This is a genomic window from Aliidongia sp. (assembly GCF_035943795.1).
In the GTDB taxonomy this organism is placed as follows: Bacteria; Pseudomonadota; Alphaproteobacteria; order ATCC43930; family CGMCC-115725; genus Aliidongia.
Genome location: NZ_DASZBY010000137.1, coordinates 1 through 13,613, shown reverse-complemented (window position 1 = coordinate 13,613; position 13,613 = coordinate 1). Strand labels below are relative to the sequence as shown.

At 65.7% G+C, this 13,613-nt stretch carries 15 protein-coding genes; 4 read left to right on the top strand and 11 right to left on the bottom strand.

From position 1 onward, the window contains the following. The first annotated feature begins 186 nt into the window (after nt 1–186). On the top strand, nt 187–819 hold the full coding sequence (locus VGV37_RS26165; RefSeq protein WP_326882743.1) for a 2OG-Fe(II) oxygenase family protein: 633 nt from the start codon (nt 187–189) through the stop codon (nt 817–819). A 9-nt stretch (nt 820–828) separates the two neighbouring features. Here the strand turns inward: VGV37_RS26165 and parC are convergent, their stop codons facing one another. From parC to folK, 11 genes are all read right to left on the bottom strand, one after another. Continuing rightward, nucleotides 829–3,054 (bottom strand): DNA topoisomerase IV subunit A, encoded by a 2,226-nt coding sequence (gene parC, locus VGV37_RS26160; protein ID WP_326882742.1) that lies wholly within the window; start codon nt 3,052–3,054, stop codon nt 829–831. A 172-nt stretch (nt 3,055–3,226) separates the two neighbouring features. Further along, complete coding sequence (gene recO / locus VGV37_RS26155; RefSeq protein WP_326882741.1) at nt 3,227–3,979, bottom strand: DNA repair protein RecO; 753 nt, start codon at nt 3,977–3,979, stop codon at nt 3,227–3,229. Nucleotides 3,980–3,985: 6 nt separating this feature from the next. Then, nucleotides 3,986–4,936: a GTPase Era gene (gene era, locus VGV37_RS26150; RefSeq protein ID WP_326882740.1), complete on the bottom strand. Its 951-nt coding sequence runs from the start codon at nt 4,934–4,936 to the stop codon at nt 3,986–3,988. Further along, nucleotides 4,933–5,673 carry a ribonuclease III gene (gene rnc / locus VGV37_RS26145; RefSeq protein ID WP_326882739.1) on the bottom strand — a complete coding sequence of 247 codons (741 nt, stop codon included), beginning with the start codon at nt 5,671–5,673 and terminating at the stop codon, nt 4,933–4,935. Before rnc ends, era begins: the two co-directional genes overlap by 4 nt. Continuing rightward, nucleotides 5,670–6,380: a signal peptidase I gene (gene lepB / locus VGV37_RS26140; RefSeq protein ID WP_326882738.1), complete on the bottom strand. Its 711-nt coding sequence runs from the start codon at nt 6,378–6,380 to the stop codon at nt 5,670–5,672. The genes rnc and lepB (VGV37_RS26140) overlap by 4 nt, the downstream gene beginning before the upstream one ends. An 87-nt stretch (nt 6,381–6,467) precedes the next feature. Next, nucleotides 6,468–7,241: a signal peptidase I gene (lepB, locus tag VGV37_RS26135; RefSeq protein ID WP_326882737.1), complete on the bottom strand. Its 774-nt coding sequence runs from the start codon at nt 7,239–7,241 to the stop codon at nt 6,468–6,470. 82 nt (nt 7,242–7,323) lie between these two features. Next, nucleotides 7,324–7,728 (bottom strand): holo-ACP synthase, encoded by a 405-nt coding sequence (gene acpS, locus VGV37_RS26130; protein WP_326882786.1) that lies wholly within the window; start codon nt 7,726–7,728, stop codon nt 7,324–7,326. Further along, entirely contained in the window at nt 7,728–8,480 is a 753-nt protein-coding gene (locus tag VGV37_RS26125) for a pyridoxine 5'-phosphate synthase (protein ID WP_326882736.1), read from the bottom strand. The genes acpS and VGV37_RS26125 overlap by 1 nt, the downstream gene beginning before the upstream one ends. Nucleotides 8,481–8,518: 38 nt before the next feature. Beyond that, entirely contained in the window at nt 8,519–10,654 is a 2,136-nt protein-coding gene (locus tag VGV37_RS26120) for a bifunctional (p)ppGpp synthetase/guanosine-3',5'-bis(diphosphate) 3'-pyrophosphohydrolase (RefSeq protein WP_326882735.1), read from the bottom strand. A 132-nt stretch (nt 10,655–10,786) separates the two neighbouring features. Continuing rightward, nucleotides 10,787–11,218, bottom strand: a complete 432-nt coding sequence (gene rpoZ / locus VGV37_RS26115; protein WP_326882734.1) for a DNA-directed RNA polymerase subunit omega — start codon at nt 11,216–11,218, stop codon at nt 10,787–10,789. 135 nt (nt 11,219–11,353) lie between these two features. Then, on the bottom strand, nt 11,354–11,842 hold the full coding sequence (gene folK / locus VGV37_RS26110; protein ID WP_326882733.1) for a 2-amino-4-hydroxy-6-hydroxymethyldihydropteridine diphosphokinase: 489 nt from the start codon (nt 11,840–11,842) through the stop codon (nt 11,354–11,356). 198 nt (nt 11,843–12,040) lie between these two features. On the opposite strand from folK, the gene VGV37_RS26105 reads away from it, so the two are divergent. The 3 genes from VGV37_RS26105 to VGV37_RS26095 form a co-directional block, all read left to right on the top strand. Beyond that, nucleotides 12,041–12,625, top strand: coding sequence for an NYN domain-containing protein (locus VGV37_RS26105; protein WP_326882732.1), 585 nt, complete (start codon nt 12,041–12,043; stop codon nt 12,623–12,625). A gap of 15 nt (nt 12,626–12,640) precedes the next feature. Then, nucleotides 12,641–13,282, top strand: coding sequence for a uracil-DNA glycosylase (locus VGV37_RS26100; protein ID WP_326882731.1), 642 nt, complete (start codon nt 12,641–12,643; stop codon nt 13,280–13,282). Nucleotides 13,283–13,364: 82 nt separating this feature from the next. Further along, nucleotides 13,365–13,613, top strand: a 249-nt coding sequence (locus VGV37_RS26095) for a metalloregulator ArsR/SmtB family transcription factor (protein WP_326882730.1), incomplete at its 3' end; no start/stop codon positions are given.

The following is a 13,613-nucleotide window of genomic DNA, read 5'->3' as shown; positions in this document are numbered from 1 at the left end:
GCCGGCCCTGCCCCTTCGCGGAAAATGTGCAGCGTCGATTGTCCGAAATACCAGACTACTATCCGGTATTTAGGAATGGTATCGAGCGGCGTGGAGATCGTCAATGCTCGTCAGCAGCAGCGGCTTAGGTTCCCGTTAACCATGGCCGCCTAGGCTCGGCAGATCATCGCCGGATCGGATTTCCTCATGCCGTTCGTCACGCAGAACCTCGACATCAACTCGCTGTTCCCGACGCCCCTCGTCGTGCTGCTGCTGGGCAGCGACGATGGCGCCAACGATCGGCTCAAGGCGCGCATCCTGGCCCAGGCCGAAAGCCATCCCTCGGTGCTGAAGAGCAACCGCGGCGGCTGGCAGTCGGATACGGATTTCACCGAATGGGCGGGTCCGGACGGCGCGGCGATGCTGGCGCTCGCCGGCGAGGTCGCGACCAAGATCAGCGCGGTGCAGACCGCCGACGGGTTCGCCCCCGCGGCGTTTGCATGGAAGACGAACGCCTGGGCCAATATCAACCGCGCCGGCAACACCAACGACATGCATACCCATGCCGGCGCCTATTGGTCGGGGGTCTATTACGTCGACGATGGCGGGGTCGAGGTCGGCGGCGCGCTGGAGCTGATGGATCCGCGCGGCGTGACGCCCATGATGTACGCGCCGCTCGTGCGCATGGGCATCAAGGGCTGCCTGACCGCCGGCGGGTCGGAGACGTTCCAGCCGAAGACCGGAAACATGGTGCTGTTCCCGGCCTGGCTATTCCATGCCGTGCAACCCTACACGGGCGATGCCGTCCGCATCTCTGTCGCGTTCAACCTCTGCGTCTGAGCGCGGGCCTCAGCCCTCGAACCGCGTCGGCCGCGGGAAGCCGTTCGGGACCATGCGGCCAGACGAGCCGCGGCCGGTCTTCCAGGCGGTGAGGTCGGGTTCGCTCCGCATGCGCGAACCCGACGGCCAGCTCAGCCCTTCGGCCAGGTTGATGATCTTGGCGTCGGCCAACCCGCCATCCTTGTATTTCTGCAGAACGACGCCGCGCCCCCGCATCATTTCCGGGATGTCGGCCAGCGGCAGCACCAGCAGTTTCCGATTGTCGCCGACCAGCGCCAGCCCGTCGCCGGTGAACGGCAGGCAGAAACGGGCCGTCACCTTGTCCGCCGGGTTCATCACCTGCTTGCCGGCGCGCGTCTGGGCCTGCGCCTCGTCCTGGTTGACGATGAAGCCGCGACCGTCGGTCGAGACCAGCATCATCTTCTCGCCAGGCTTATAGACCCGCAGCGCCATGATCTCGGCATCGTTCGGCAAGTCGATCATCAGCTTCAGCGGCTCGCCATGGCCCCGGCCGCCGGGCAGCTTGTCGATGCCGAGCGTGAAGAAGCGGCCGTTCGACGCGAAGATCAGCAGCCGGTCGGTCGTCTGGGTCTCGAGCGCGAAGCGCGGCCCGTCGCCCTCCTTGTAGCGCTGGTCGGCCAGCGGCACGTTGTGGCCCTTGACCGCGCGGATCCAGCCCTTGTCGGAACACAGCACGGTGACCGGCTCGCGCTCGACCAGCGCATGGACCGGCACGATGATCGCGGACGGCGCACCGCCCAGTTCGGTCCGACGCTTGCCGAGCTCGGTCTGCCGCCCGAATTCCTCGTTGATCTCGACCACTTCCTGGTCGATCGCCCGCCAGCGCAGGCCTTCGTCGGCCAGCAGGGTCTCGATGCCGGTCGCCTCGTCCGCCAGCTCGTCCAGTTCTTTCTGGATCGCGATCTGTTCCAGCTTGTGCAGGGCGCGCAGGCGCAGGTTCAGGATCGCTTCGGCCTGCAGGTCGGTCAGGTCGAACCGTTCGATCAGCGCTGGCTTCGGTGCATCGGCCTCGCGGATGATCCTGATGACCTCGTCGACGTTCAGGTAGACGACCATCTGGCCGCGCAGGATCTCCATGCGCCGGCTGATCTCGTCGAGGCGGTTGCGCGAACGGCGTTCCAGCACGACCAGGCGGTGGTCGAGGAATTCGCGCAACGCATCCTTCAGGCTCATGACCCGCGGCACGCCCTTGGAATCGAGGACGTTGAGGTTGAGCGGGATGCGGACTTCGAGGTCGGTCGAGCGGAACAGGGATTCCATCAGCACGTCGGGGTCGACGTTGCGCGTCTTGGGCTCGAACACCAGGCGGATCTGTTCGGCAGATTCCTCACGGATGTCGGCCAGCAAGGGCAGCTTCTTCTCCTCCAGCAGCTCGGCGATCTTCTCGATCAGCCGGGCCTTCGGCACCATGTAGGGGATCTCGGTGACGACGATCTGGTAGGCGCCGAGCGGCAGCGGCTCCTTTTCCCAGCGCGCGCGCAGGCGGAAGCTGCCGCGGCCGGTCGCATAGGCCTGCCGGATGTTCTCCGGCGTCTCGACCAGCACGCCGCCGGTCGGAAAATCCGGGCCATGGACCGCGATCGCCAACCTGTCGATCGAGCAGTCGGGCTCGGCGATCATCATTCGCATGGCGTCGCACAGCTCGCCGACATTGTGTGGCGGGATGCTGGTCGCCATGCCGACGGCGATGCCGGTGGCGCCGTTCGCCAGCAGGTTCGGAAAGCGCGACGGCAGCACGACCGGCTCTTCGCCCTCGCCGTCGTAAGTGTCGCGGAAATCGACCGTATCGTTCTCGATGCCGTCCATCAGCGCGCGGGCGACCGTGGTCAGGCGGCTTTCCGTGTAGCGCATCGCCGCGGCGTTATCGCCATCGACATTGCCGAAATTGCCCTGCCCGTCGATCAGCGGATAGCGCACCGCGAAATCCTGGGCCAAGCGCACCAGCGCCTCGTAGATCGAGGCGTCGCCATGGGGATGGTACTTACCGATGACATCGCCGACGACGCGCGCGCATTTCTTGTAGCCGGACCCGGGGTCGAGCTTCAGCTGCCGCATCGCCCACAGGATCCGGCGATGCACCGGTTTCAGCCCATCGCGCACGTCCGGCAGCGAGCGCGCCATGATGGTCGACAGCGCATAGGACAGGTAGCGCTCCGACAGGGCGTCGTGCAGTTCGGTATCGCGAATTTCGCCGGCGAGAGAGGTCGAGGCCATGGGTGCTCTTGTATTCGAATCAGACCTTGAGCTACGGCCGCCTTTTTATCCGTCATTGCCGCGCAGGTGGGAATCCGGCAAGAGCCGCGTCTGCGGCGACGTGACGCTTTTCCGCGCTGCCGCGCGTAATGCTGGATCCCCGCCTTCGCGGGGATGACGGACTTGAGCTGCCCTAACTCGATGTTCCACGAGATATGGCCACGAGCCGCCCGAGTCGGTCAACATATCGTGTGCGGGCCGGTGGCAGACTCTGGCCGCGCGGGGCGAGCGCCTGTCGTTCGAGAAAGCTCGCGGTCAGCGCCAACCCGTCGAGCAGGTCTTCGACGGCCGATCCCTCGCGCCCGATTCCCCCCAGCGCGCGCGGCAGCACCAGCAGCTTGTCACGATAGGCGAAGCCCGCCGCCTTGCTGACCGCGCGGCCGGTGCGCGGCGAAACCCACGCAAGATCCTCCGTCGTTCCCGTGACGGCGCAGGCGGACAGATCGAGCCCGTAGCCGAGCTCGGTCAGCAACGCGATCTCCCAGGCGAGATGGGCGGCGGCATAGCCATCGTCGCGGTCGAGATGGCCCAGCAGCCGCACCAGCCCGTCGAAGGCGGTCGGATGGGGCTCGCGTTCCGGCAGGGTGAGTTCGATCAGCGCGACCGTGGCTTCGAGGCAGCCGAGCCGCAGCGGATCGTCGAGCAGTCCGGCGACATAGCTGGTGCCGGGGTCGATCTGCAGATGCCCCAGATGTTCCTCGAGCCGGGCACGCCAGGTCGCCGTGACCAGGGTGCCGGGCTCGTAGGCGCCGCGCTGGCGGCTTTTCGCCCCGCCGCGCACCAGTCCGCGCTGCCGCCCCTGCGCGCGGGTCAGCAGCGAGACGATCAGGCTGCCCTCGCCCTGCTTGCGCGCGCCGAGCACGACCGCCTGATCGGTCCAGTCCATGCCGGATCAGTGGTCGAATTCGAGCCCGATCGCGGCGTAGCGCTCGCGGTCCTCGGCCCAGTCCTCGCGCACCTTTACGAACAGGAACAGATGGACCTTCTGCTCCAGCATCTTCTCGAATTCCAGGCGCGAGCGTTCGCCCAGGCGCTTGATCTGGCGACCGCCCTTGCCCAGCACGATCGCCTTCTGGCTGGGACGCTGGACATAGACGATCTGGGAAATCTTGACGCTGCCGTCCTTGAGCTCTTCCCAGCTCTCGGTCTCGACCGTCGTCTCGTACGGCAGCTCGTCGTGCAGCTGCAGGAACAGCTGCTCGCGCGTGACTTCCGCCGCCAGCAGGCGCTGCGGCACGTCGGACAGCTGATCCTCCGGAAACAGCCAGTGCCCCAGCGGCAGGCGGTCCAGCAGGTACTTCTCGACGTCCGCAACGCCGTCGCCACTCAGACCGGAGATCATGAAGATCCGGTCGAAGATCCCTTCGAGATCGAGCGCGCTCGCCAGTTGCAGCAGCTTCTCGTGCCGCGTCGCATCGATCTTGTTGAGCGCCAGCACGGCGCGCCGGCCGGCATCCTTGAGACCGGAGACGATCGACTTCACTTCCTCGGTCAGGCCGTCCTCGGCATCGACCAGCAGCAGTACCACGTCGGCATCGGCAGCCCCGCTCCAGGCGGCCGCGACCATGGCGCGGTCGAGCCGCCGCTTGGGCCGGAAGATGCCGGGCGTGTCGATGTAGATGATCTGGGCGGCATCTAGCACCTGGATGCCGAGCACGCGGGTGCGCGTCGTCTGCACCTTGGGCGAGACGATCGACAGCTTGGCGCCGACCAGGCGGTTAAGCAATGTCGACTTGCCCGCGTTGGGGGCGCCCAGGATGGCGACGTAGCCACACTTGGTCGGGCCGCTGGGTGCCGGTTCGGTCGGCGGGACGCCCGTCGGATCGGTCGGGCTGTCGGTCATGTCGCTTCTCCTTTGGCGCCGCGGATGCGGGCCAGCAATATCGTGGCGGCAGCGGCTTCGGCCAGGCGCTTGGAAGCGCCGCTCGCCAGTTCCTCGGCCTCGCCTTCGACCGAAGCCGAGACCGTGAAGATCGGTTGATGAGGCGGGCCGTCGGTCTTGACCAGACGGTAGACCGGCAAGGGCCGCCCGCGGCCCTGCGCCCATTCCTGCAGCGCAGTCTTGGAATCCTTCGGCGGCGCCACCGACGCGTTCATCCGATCGGTCCAGCGCCCGGCAACGAAGCGGCGGGCGGTCTCGAGGCCGCCATCGACATAGAGCGCCGCGATGATCGCCTCGCACACGTCGGCCAGCAGGCTGGGATTGTGCCGGGCGCCGCCGTCTTCGAGCGGCGGCAGCATGACATGCTCGGCAAGATCGATCTCGACCGCAACGGCGGCCAGGGTCTCCTTGCGCACCAGCTCGGCATGGCGGCGCGCTAGCGCGCCCTCGGCCTCGCGCGGGAAGGTCGTCATCAGCATTTCGGCGACCAGCAGGCCCAGCACCCGGTCGCCCAGGAATTCCAAACGCTCATATCCCAGCGAGCGGCGCGCGCCCCGCCGATCCTTGCGGCCGCCGGCGACATAGGCGGCGCTGCGATGGGTCAGCGCTTCTTCCAGCAGGTCCGGGTCGGCGAAGCGATGATCGAGCTTCGCCTCGAGCGCGACGCGGCGGCTTGGGGTCGTCGCGGGCTCGCTCATCGTACGGACCGCATCGTCCGGTCGTAGCGGATCCGGCTCGGCCATTGCCATATCTTCCACCAGGCTTCGTGCGGCACGATCGACAGGAAGCGCAGATCCGCCCGCCCCACCAGATTCTCCAGCGGGATATAGCCTACCTTGGTCAACATCCTGCTGTCCTGGGAGTGCTCGCGGTTGTCGCCCATCGCGAAGACATGGCCGTCGGGCACCACATAGATGCTGGTATCGTCGAGCGGTCCGTCGTCTCTCTCCTGCATGATCTCGTGGGCGACGCCATTCGGCAAAGTTTCGACGAAACGGCGCAGCGACAGCTTTTCCGCGCCATCGTCGATCACCAGATCGGCCATCGGCTCGCGCTTGACCGGCTCGCCGTTGATGGTGAGCACGCCGCCGACCATCTGCACCTGGTCGCCGGGCAATCCGACGATCCGCTTGATATAGTCCTGGTCGGGATCGGCCGGTAGCCGGAAGACCGCAACGTCGCCCCGCGCCGGCAGCCGACCGAACAGCCGACCGTCGACGGGCGGCGCCCAGAACGGCAGCGAATAGCGGTTGAAGCCATAGGCGAATTTCGAGACGAAGACATAGTCGCCGACCAGCAATGTCGGCACCATCGAGCCCGACGGGATCGAGAACGGCTGATAGACGAAGCTACGGAACACCAGCGCCAGCAACACGGCCCAGAGAACCGTGCCAAGGATATCCACCGGGCCTTCCTGTCTTTTCCTGCGTCTTCTCATGCGGCCATCAAGCCGCCGGTACCGGGCTGCGTCAAGGGCGGCAGGCGTCGCGGCTCAGCGTACCGCGGTGAACAGACGTGAGAACCGGATCGCCCAGGGCCATTCCCAGACCTGCCACCAGGACGCGACATTGTCGTCGTAGGAGAAGAACCGGAACTCGGCCCGGCCGACCAGGTTCTCCAACGGCACGAAACCCACGCCGTTGTTGCGCGGCGGCACGCGGCTATCCAGCGAATTGTCGCGATTGTCGCCCATGGCGAACACGCTGTCGGCCGGAACGTCGAAGACCGGCGTGTTGTCGTAAGTGCCGGTGCCGGGCTTGCTCAGCTTCAGGATGGGGTGCTGGCGGCCCTCCGGCAGGGTCTCGGTATATTGCGGCGTCTCGACGTTGCGCTGGTATTCGTCGTCGAAGAAATCCTCCGCCCGCTTCAGGTCGACCGGCTTGCCATTCACGTTCAGCACGCCGTCGACCATCTGGATCTTGTCGCCCGGCAGGCCGATGATCCGCTTGATATAGTCGATCGACGGATCGCGCGGCAGCTTGAACACCACGACGTCGCCCCGCGCCGGCACCCGGCCGAAGATCCGGCCCGAGAACGGCGGATGGATCAGCGGGAAAGAATAGCGGCTGAATCCGTAGGAATATTTCGAGACGAAGACATAGTCGCCGATCAGCAAGGTCGGGATCATCGAGCCCGACGGGATGTTGAACGGCTCGAAGGCGAAGGTCCGCAGGATCAAGACGGCGAGGCCGACGGTGACGACGGTCTTGATGATCTCGAACAGGCTGTCGCCGTTCTTGGTCTTGCTCTTGGTGGCGGTGGCCATCGGGGCTCGCGGGGTTCGGGTTATCGGATTCGGGCGGATGGCCGGAAGGTGGCCGTCATGAAGCGCGGGGCAAGCCCTGGCGTCAAGCGCTGGCAGGGACCGCGACAATCATGACCATGGCTTCGGCGAGCGGCGGCTCGTCGGTCAGGGTCAGATGGATCTGTGCCACCATGCCGGCCGGGGTCATGGCGTCGAGCCGAGCCTTGGCCCCGCCGGTCAGGAGCAGGGTCGGCTGGCCGGTCGGCAAGTTGACCACGCCGATGTCCCGCCAGAACACGCCTGAGCGGAACCCGGTGCCGAGCGCCTTGGAGCAGGCCTCTTTGGCGGCATAGCGCTTGGCGTAGGTCGCGGCGCGTTGGGCCCGGCGATCGGCCTTGGCGATCTCGACCGGCGTGAAGCAGCGCTGGGTGAACTTGTCGCCGTAGCGTTCCAGCGTCTTCTCGATGCGCCGGATGTCGATGAGATCGTTGCCGAGGCCAAGGATCATCATGCGCGTGCACCCCGCGCCGTATCCATCGCGGCCCGCATCCGGCGGATCGCCGCGTCCAGCCCGACGAAGATCGCCTCGCCCACCAGGAAATGGCCAATGTTGAGTTCCGCCATTTCCGGCAGTGCCGCGACCGCGCCGACCGTCTCGAAATCGAGGCCGTGGCCGGCATGGATTTCCAGTCCCAGGCCATGACCATGGGTCGCGGCGTCGGCCAGCCGCGTGGTTTCATGCTGCCGCTCGGCCCCGGCCACCGCATGGCAATAGGGACCGGTGTGCAGTTCCACGACCGGCGCACCCAGGTGCCGGGCCATGTCGAGTTGGGCCTTGTCCGGTGCGATGAACAGCGAAACGCGAATGCCGGCGTCGCGCAGGCGCGCGATCTTCGGCCCCAGATCGCCCTGGCCGCCCACCACGTCGAGGCCGCCCTCGGTCGTGCGCTCCTCGCGCCGCTCGGGCACCAGGCAGGCGGCGTGCGGCCGGTGGCGCAGCGCCAGGGCGACCATCTCGTCGGTCGCTGCCATCTCGAAATTGAGCGGTAGGGCAATCGTCGCCATCAGCCGCTCGATGTCCGCATCGACGATGTGGCGCCGATCCTCGCGCAGATGGGCGGTGATGCCGTCGGCACCGGCTTTCGCCGCCAGCAGCGCGGCGCGCACCGGGTCGGGATGGCTGCCGCCGCGCGCGTTCCGCACGGTCGCGACATGGTCGATGTTGACGCCGAGCCGCAGGTGCTGATGGACGGATGCCATGGGTTCTCGCTCGAACTAGGGACAGGCGGCGAACGGCGTCAGCCGCGCGCGCGTTCCACCGAATTGATCGACGGCATCGCGCGCAAGGCCGCGATCAGGTTGGTCAGGTGCTTGACGTCCTTGACCTCGATATCCACCAGGATCTCGAAGAAGTCGTTGGACCGGTTGGTGATCTTGAGGTTGGTGATGTTGCCGGCATTCTTGCCGATCACCGTCGTCAGGTTGCCGAGCGCCCCGGGCTCGTTGCCGAGCATGACCGAAATGCGGCCGATATGGCCCTGCCCTTCGTCGGCGGTATCCCACGCGACGTCGAGCCAGCGTTCCGGCGTATCGGCGAAACTTTCGAGCGTATCGCAATCGATCGTATGGATCGTGACGCCCTTGCCCGTCGTGACGATGCCGACGATGCGGTCGCCCGGCAGCGGGTGGCAACAGCCGGCGTAATGCAGTGCCATGCCCGGGATCAGGCCACGGATGGGCACCGCATTGTCTGACGACTTGGAGCGTGGCCGGGGCAGCGGCACGATCTTGGCGGTCTTGGGCTCGACGCGGTTCGGGAAGACCGCGTTCAACACTTCGCCCTTGGTGACCAGCCCCTCGCCGACCGCGGCGTAGAGGTCCTCGACATTGGTCACGCTGAAATTCTTGGTGACCGCGTCCAGCGCCTTTTCCGACAGGTCCTGATGCTCGTGGCGGAACGCCTTGGTCAGGATCTCCTTGCCGAGGTTGAGATACTGCGCGCGCTGCTGGGCTCGGATGAAGCGGCGGATCCGCGCGCGCGCCTTGCCGGTGACGACGAACCGTTCCCAGGTCGGCGACGGCGTCTGCGCCTTGGAGGTGATGATGTCGACCTGGTCGCCGTTCGACAGCTGCGAGCGCAGCGGCACGATGCGGCCGTTGATCTTGGCGCCGACGCAGGTGTCGCCGACCTGGCTATGGACGGCATAGGCGAAATCGACCGGCGTGGCGCCGCGCGGCAGGGCGATGAGATCGCCCTTCGGCGTGAAGCAGAACACCTGGTCCTGGAACATCTCGAGCTTGGTGTTCTCGAGGAATTCCTCCGGCCCCGACGCGTGCTCCAGGATGTCGAGCAGTTCCCGCAGCCAGCGATACTGCCGCCCCTCGGTCTTGCCGCCGTCCTGCTTGTAGCTCCAGTGCGCGGCAACGCCCAGTTCGGCGACCTCGTGCATCTCGCGGGTGCGGATCTGCACCTCGATGCGCTGTCGCTCCGGGCCGATGATGCCGGTGTGCAGCGAGCGATAATCGTTCGGCTTCGGCGTCGAGATATAGTCTTTGAAGCGGCCGGGCACGACCGGATAGTGGCTGTGGATCACGCCCAGCGCCTGATAGCACTCGCCGACCGTCTCGACCGTGACGCGGAACGCCATGATGTCGGACAGCTGCTCGAATCCCACGTTCTTGCGCTGCATCTTGCGCCAGATCGAATAGGGCGTCTTCTCACGCCCCGTCACCGTCGCGTTCGGCAGGCCGTCCTCGTTCAGCGTTTTGGTCAGCTGATCGATGACCTTGCCGACCAGGCTGCCGCCCTGTTCCTTGAGGAAGGCGAAGCGCGTCTTGATCGATTCGCGGCCTTCCGGATGCAGCACGGCGAAGGCCAGGTCCTCCAACTCGTCCTTCATCCGATGGATGCCGATGCGCTCGGCGAGCGGCGCATAGATATCCAGCGTCTCGCGCGCGATCCGGCGGCGCTTGTCCTCGCTCTTGATGTAGTGGAGCGTCTGCATGTTGTGCAGACGGTCGGCCAGCTTCACCACCAGCACCCGGATGTCTTCCGACATGGCGAGCACGAGCTTGCGGAAATTCTCCGCCTGCTTGGTCTGGTCCGACTGCAGCTCCAGGCGCGACAGCTTGGTGACGCCGTCGACCAGGCGGGAGATGTCGCGACCGAACAGCCGCTCGATATCGTCGAGCGTCGCGACCGTATCTTCGACCGTGTCGTGCAACAGGCCGGTGACGATCGACGCCGAGTCGAGCTTCATCTGGGCCAGGATGCCCGCGACCTCGACCGGATGGGAGAAATAGGGATCGCCCGATGCACGCTTCTGCGAACCGTGGGCATGCATGGAAAAGACGTAGGCGCGGTTGAGCGCGTCTTCATCCGCATTGGGATCGTAGGCCTTGACCCGCTCGACCAGATCGTACTGACGGATCACGGCCGCACCGCCCCGAGGGACGAACGGCCCGGCGCTGAGCGCCGGGCCGTCATCGGAAATGCTTCATGAATGGGGCGACGCATCGGGAAAGCCGGCTGATGTGCCACGCGACCTGACGCTCGCCCGGGACGGTCAGATCTCGTCGGAGAATTCGGCCCCGCCGAGTTTCTCTTCCGAAAGCTCGTCGGCCTCGCCCTCGAGTTCGGCATCGCCTTCCTCGGCGTCGACGAACTGCATGTCGTCCTTGAGTTCTTCCTCGAGCGCCACGGCGCCGGCGCCGTCGGGCCAGGTTTGCTCGCCGATCGACAGATCGTGGTCTTCTTCCGGCTCGTCGATTTCCGGCTGCTTCTGCAGGCCGGTGACGAGCGCGTTCTGCAGGGCGTCGACTTCGATCGTATAGTCCGCGATCTCGCGCAGCGCCACGACCGGGTTCTTGTCATTGTCGCGGTCGACCGTGATCAGGCCGCCGGACGCGATGTCCCGCGCCCGCTGCGCCGCTACGAGCACGAGCTCGAAACGGTTCGGCACTCTCGTCACGCAATCTTCAACCGTTACACGCGCCATTCTGATCAAGCCCGCCGAATTAATGGGTAGCCGCCAGATATACGACGCGAGCCGCCATGGTGCAATGCCACGATCCTCATAGCGGCCCCGCTTCTCTTGCCGCGCAGCCCTGTCGCCCGCTCATGGCGGGTGGGTTCAGACCAACGGACGAGTCGTCTGCTCCGGCCCGATCGCAGCCAGCATGGCCGCAATATCGAGCCCGAGCAGCGGATGCCGCCAACCGGGCGCCACGTCGGCCAGCGGCCGCAGCACGAACGCGCGCTCGTGCAGGCGCGGGTGCGGCAACAGCGGCCAGCCGACCGAGATCATGTCGCCACAGGCCAGCAGATCGAGATCGAGTACGCGCGGTGCATTCACCACCTCGCGCACCCGGCCGAACGCCGCCTCGATTCGATGCAGGCACTCCAGCAGGTCGGCAGGCCCGAGCATGGTCTCGATCCGCGCGACGCCGTTCACGTACCAGGGCTGATCCGATACCGGAACCGGCGCGGTCTCGTACCAGGCCGAGCGCGCGGCGACCCGCAGGCCCGATTGCCCGAGCGCCCCCAGCGCCGCCTCCAGCGTCGCGCGCGGAAGGCCGTGGATGGGACTCGGCAGATTGGCGCCCAAGGCCACGTAAATCATCGGATACGACTCGCATTACTACCCAGACCTGCCTGCTTTACCCGGTGCGCCCACCATCGGCGAGCATATTGATCGACAAAGTTGCACGGAAAACCGGACTTGCTTCGCCACCGCGTGTCATTCCATAATTGTGGCGACTATTTGATGTTTTCAGTCGCATGCATTTTTCGGCGCGTTCGCCCAAAAGGATTTAAAAAAATGGTTTTCTATCCGCAAGAGCGCCTAGGGCTCTTCATCGATGGGTCGAATCTCTACGCCGCCGCCCGCGCTCTTGGTTTCGACATCGATTACAAGAAGCTTCTGGATGTATTCCGCAAGAACAGCCAGCTGATCCGGGCATTCTATTACACCGCGTTGATCGAAGATCAGGAATATTCGCCGATCCGTCCGCTGGTCGATTGGCTGGATTACAATGGCTACACCATGGTCACCAAGCCGACCAAGGAGTTCACCGACGCGACCGGGCGCCGGAAACTCAAAGGCAACATGGATATCGAGCTGGCGATCGACGTGATGGAGATGGCAGAACATCTCGACCATATCGTGCTGTTTTCCGGCGACGGCGATTTCCGGCGACTGGTCGACGCTGTCCAGCGCAAGGGCGTGCGCGTCACGGTCGTCTCCACCGTCCGCTCGAACCCGCCCATGGTGGCCGACGAACTGCGGCGCCAGGCCGACACCTTCATGGAACTGCAGGATCTGGCGCCCAGCATCATGCGTGCCCATACGCCGCGCGAGGAATATCACGCGCCGACCCAGGACGACGAGGCCGACGACGATTAGCCCAGGTTCTCGCGAATGACCGACCTGCCCTTTTCCGGCCCGGGACGAGATTGCCCGAACTGCCCCCGACTGGTGGCCTTTCGTGAGCGCCATCGCGTAGCCCATCCCGACTGGCACAATGCGCCGGTCCCGTCTTTCGGTGCCGACGCGCGCCTGCTGATCGTCGGACTGGCGCCTGGTCTCAAAGGCGCCAACCGCACCGGCCGCCCCTTTACCGGCGACTATGCCGGCGACCTGCTGTACGCCACCCTGCTGAAATTCGGCCTGGCCGATGGGACCTATCGCCAATCGGCCGACGATGGGTTGCGGCTCGACGACGTCCGCATCACCAATGCCGTGCGCTGCGTGCCACCGGAGAACAAGCCGGAGCCATCGGAAATCAGAAGCTGCCGCCCGTTCCTGATCGCGGAGTTCGCGGCACTCGGTCGTTTGAAGGCGATCCTGGCGCTCGGCCAACTGGCCCACACCCAGGTGCTGGCGACGCTGGGCCTGCGTCAGGCGGCCTACAAGTTCGCCCATCAGGCCCGGCACATGTTGCCGAACGGGCTGGTGCTGGCCGACAGCTATCATTGCTCCCGCTACAACACGAACACCGGGCGCCTGACGACCGAAATGTTCGAAGCGGTGTTTCACGGGTTGATGCCGATCCTCGCCTGACCACGGCGTTCAGTGCGGCGTCCCGACGAGCGTCGGCCGTCACTGCCTTGACATATAGATTGCTATATAGCTATATAGCCGTATGGCAATTATGAATTCCGAACCCGACCGATTGAGCAGGGCCTTCTCCGCTCTGGCTGATCCGACGCGCCGCGCGATCCTGGCTCGTCTCGCCGGGGGCGAGGCAACAGTGTCCGAGCTCATGGCGCCGTTCGAACTCAGCCAACCGACGATCTCGAAACACCTCAAGGTGCTTGAGGATGCCGGCTTCATCGAACGCGGACGTGATGCGCAGCGACGGCCGCGCAGTTTGGTGCCCATCGCTCTCAAG

Coding starts and splice junctions, on each gene's coding strand:
- VGV37_RS26165 (WP_326882743.1), top strand. CDS start 187: ATGCCGTTCGTCACGCAGAACCTCGACATCAACTCGCTGTTCCCGACG.
- parC (WP_326882742.1), bottom strand. CDS start 3,054: ATGGCCTCGACCTCTCTCGCCGGCGAAATTCGCGATACCGAACTGCAC.
- recO (WP_326882741.1), bottom strand. CDS start 3,979: ATGGACTGGACCGATCAGGCGGTCGTGCTCGGCGCGCGCAAGCAGGGC.
- era (WP_326882740.1), bottom strand. CDS start 4,936: ATGACCGACAGCCCGACCGATCCGACGGGCGTCCCGCCGACCGAACCG.
- rnc (WP_326882739.1), bottom strand. CDS start 5,673: ATGAGCGAGCCCGCGACGACCCCAAGCCGCCGCGTCGCGCTCGAGGCG.
- lepB (WP_326882737.1), bottom strand. CDS start 7,241: ATGGCCACCGCCACCAAGAGCAAGACCAAGAACGGCGACAGCCTGTTC.
- acpS (WP_326882786.1), bottom strand. CDS start 7,728: ATGATCCTTGGCCTCGGCAACGATCTCATCGACATCCGGCGCATCGAG.
- VGV37_RS26125 (WP_326882736.1), bottom strand. CDS start 8,480: ATGGCATCCGTCCATCAGCACCTGCGGCTCGGCGTCAACATCGACCAT.
- rpoZ (WP_326882734.1), bottom strand. CDS start 11,218: ATGGCGCGTGTAACGGTTGAAGATTGCGTGACGAGAGTGCCGAACCGT.
- folK (WP_326882733.1), bottom strand. CDS start 11,842: ATGATTTACGTGGCCTTGGGCGCCAATCTGCCGAGTCCCATCCACGGC.
- VGV37_RS26105 (WP_326882732.1), top strand. CDS start 12,041: ATGGTTTTCTATCCGCAAGAGCGCCTAGGGCTCTTCATCGATGGGTCG.
- VGV37_RS26100 (WP_326882731.1), top strand. CDS start 12,641: ATGACCGACCTGCCCTTTTCCGGCCCGGGACGAGATTGCCCGAACTGC.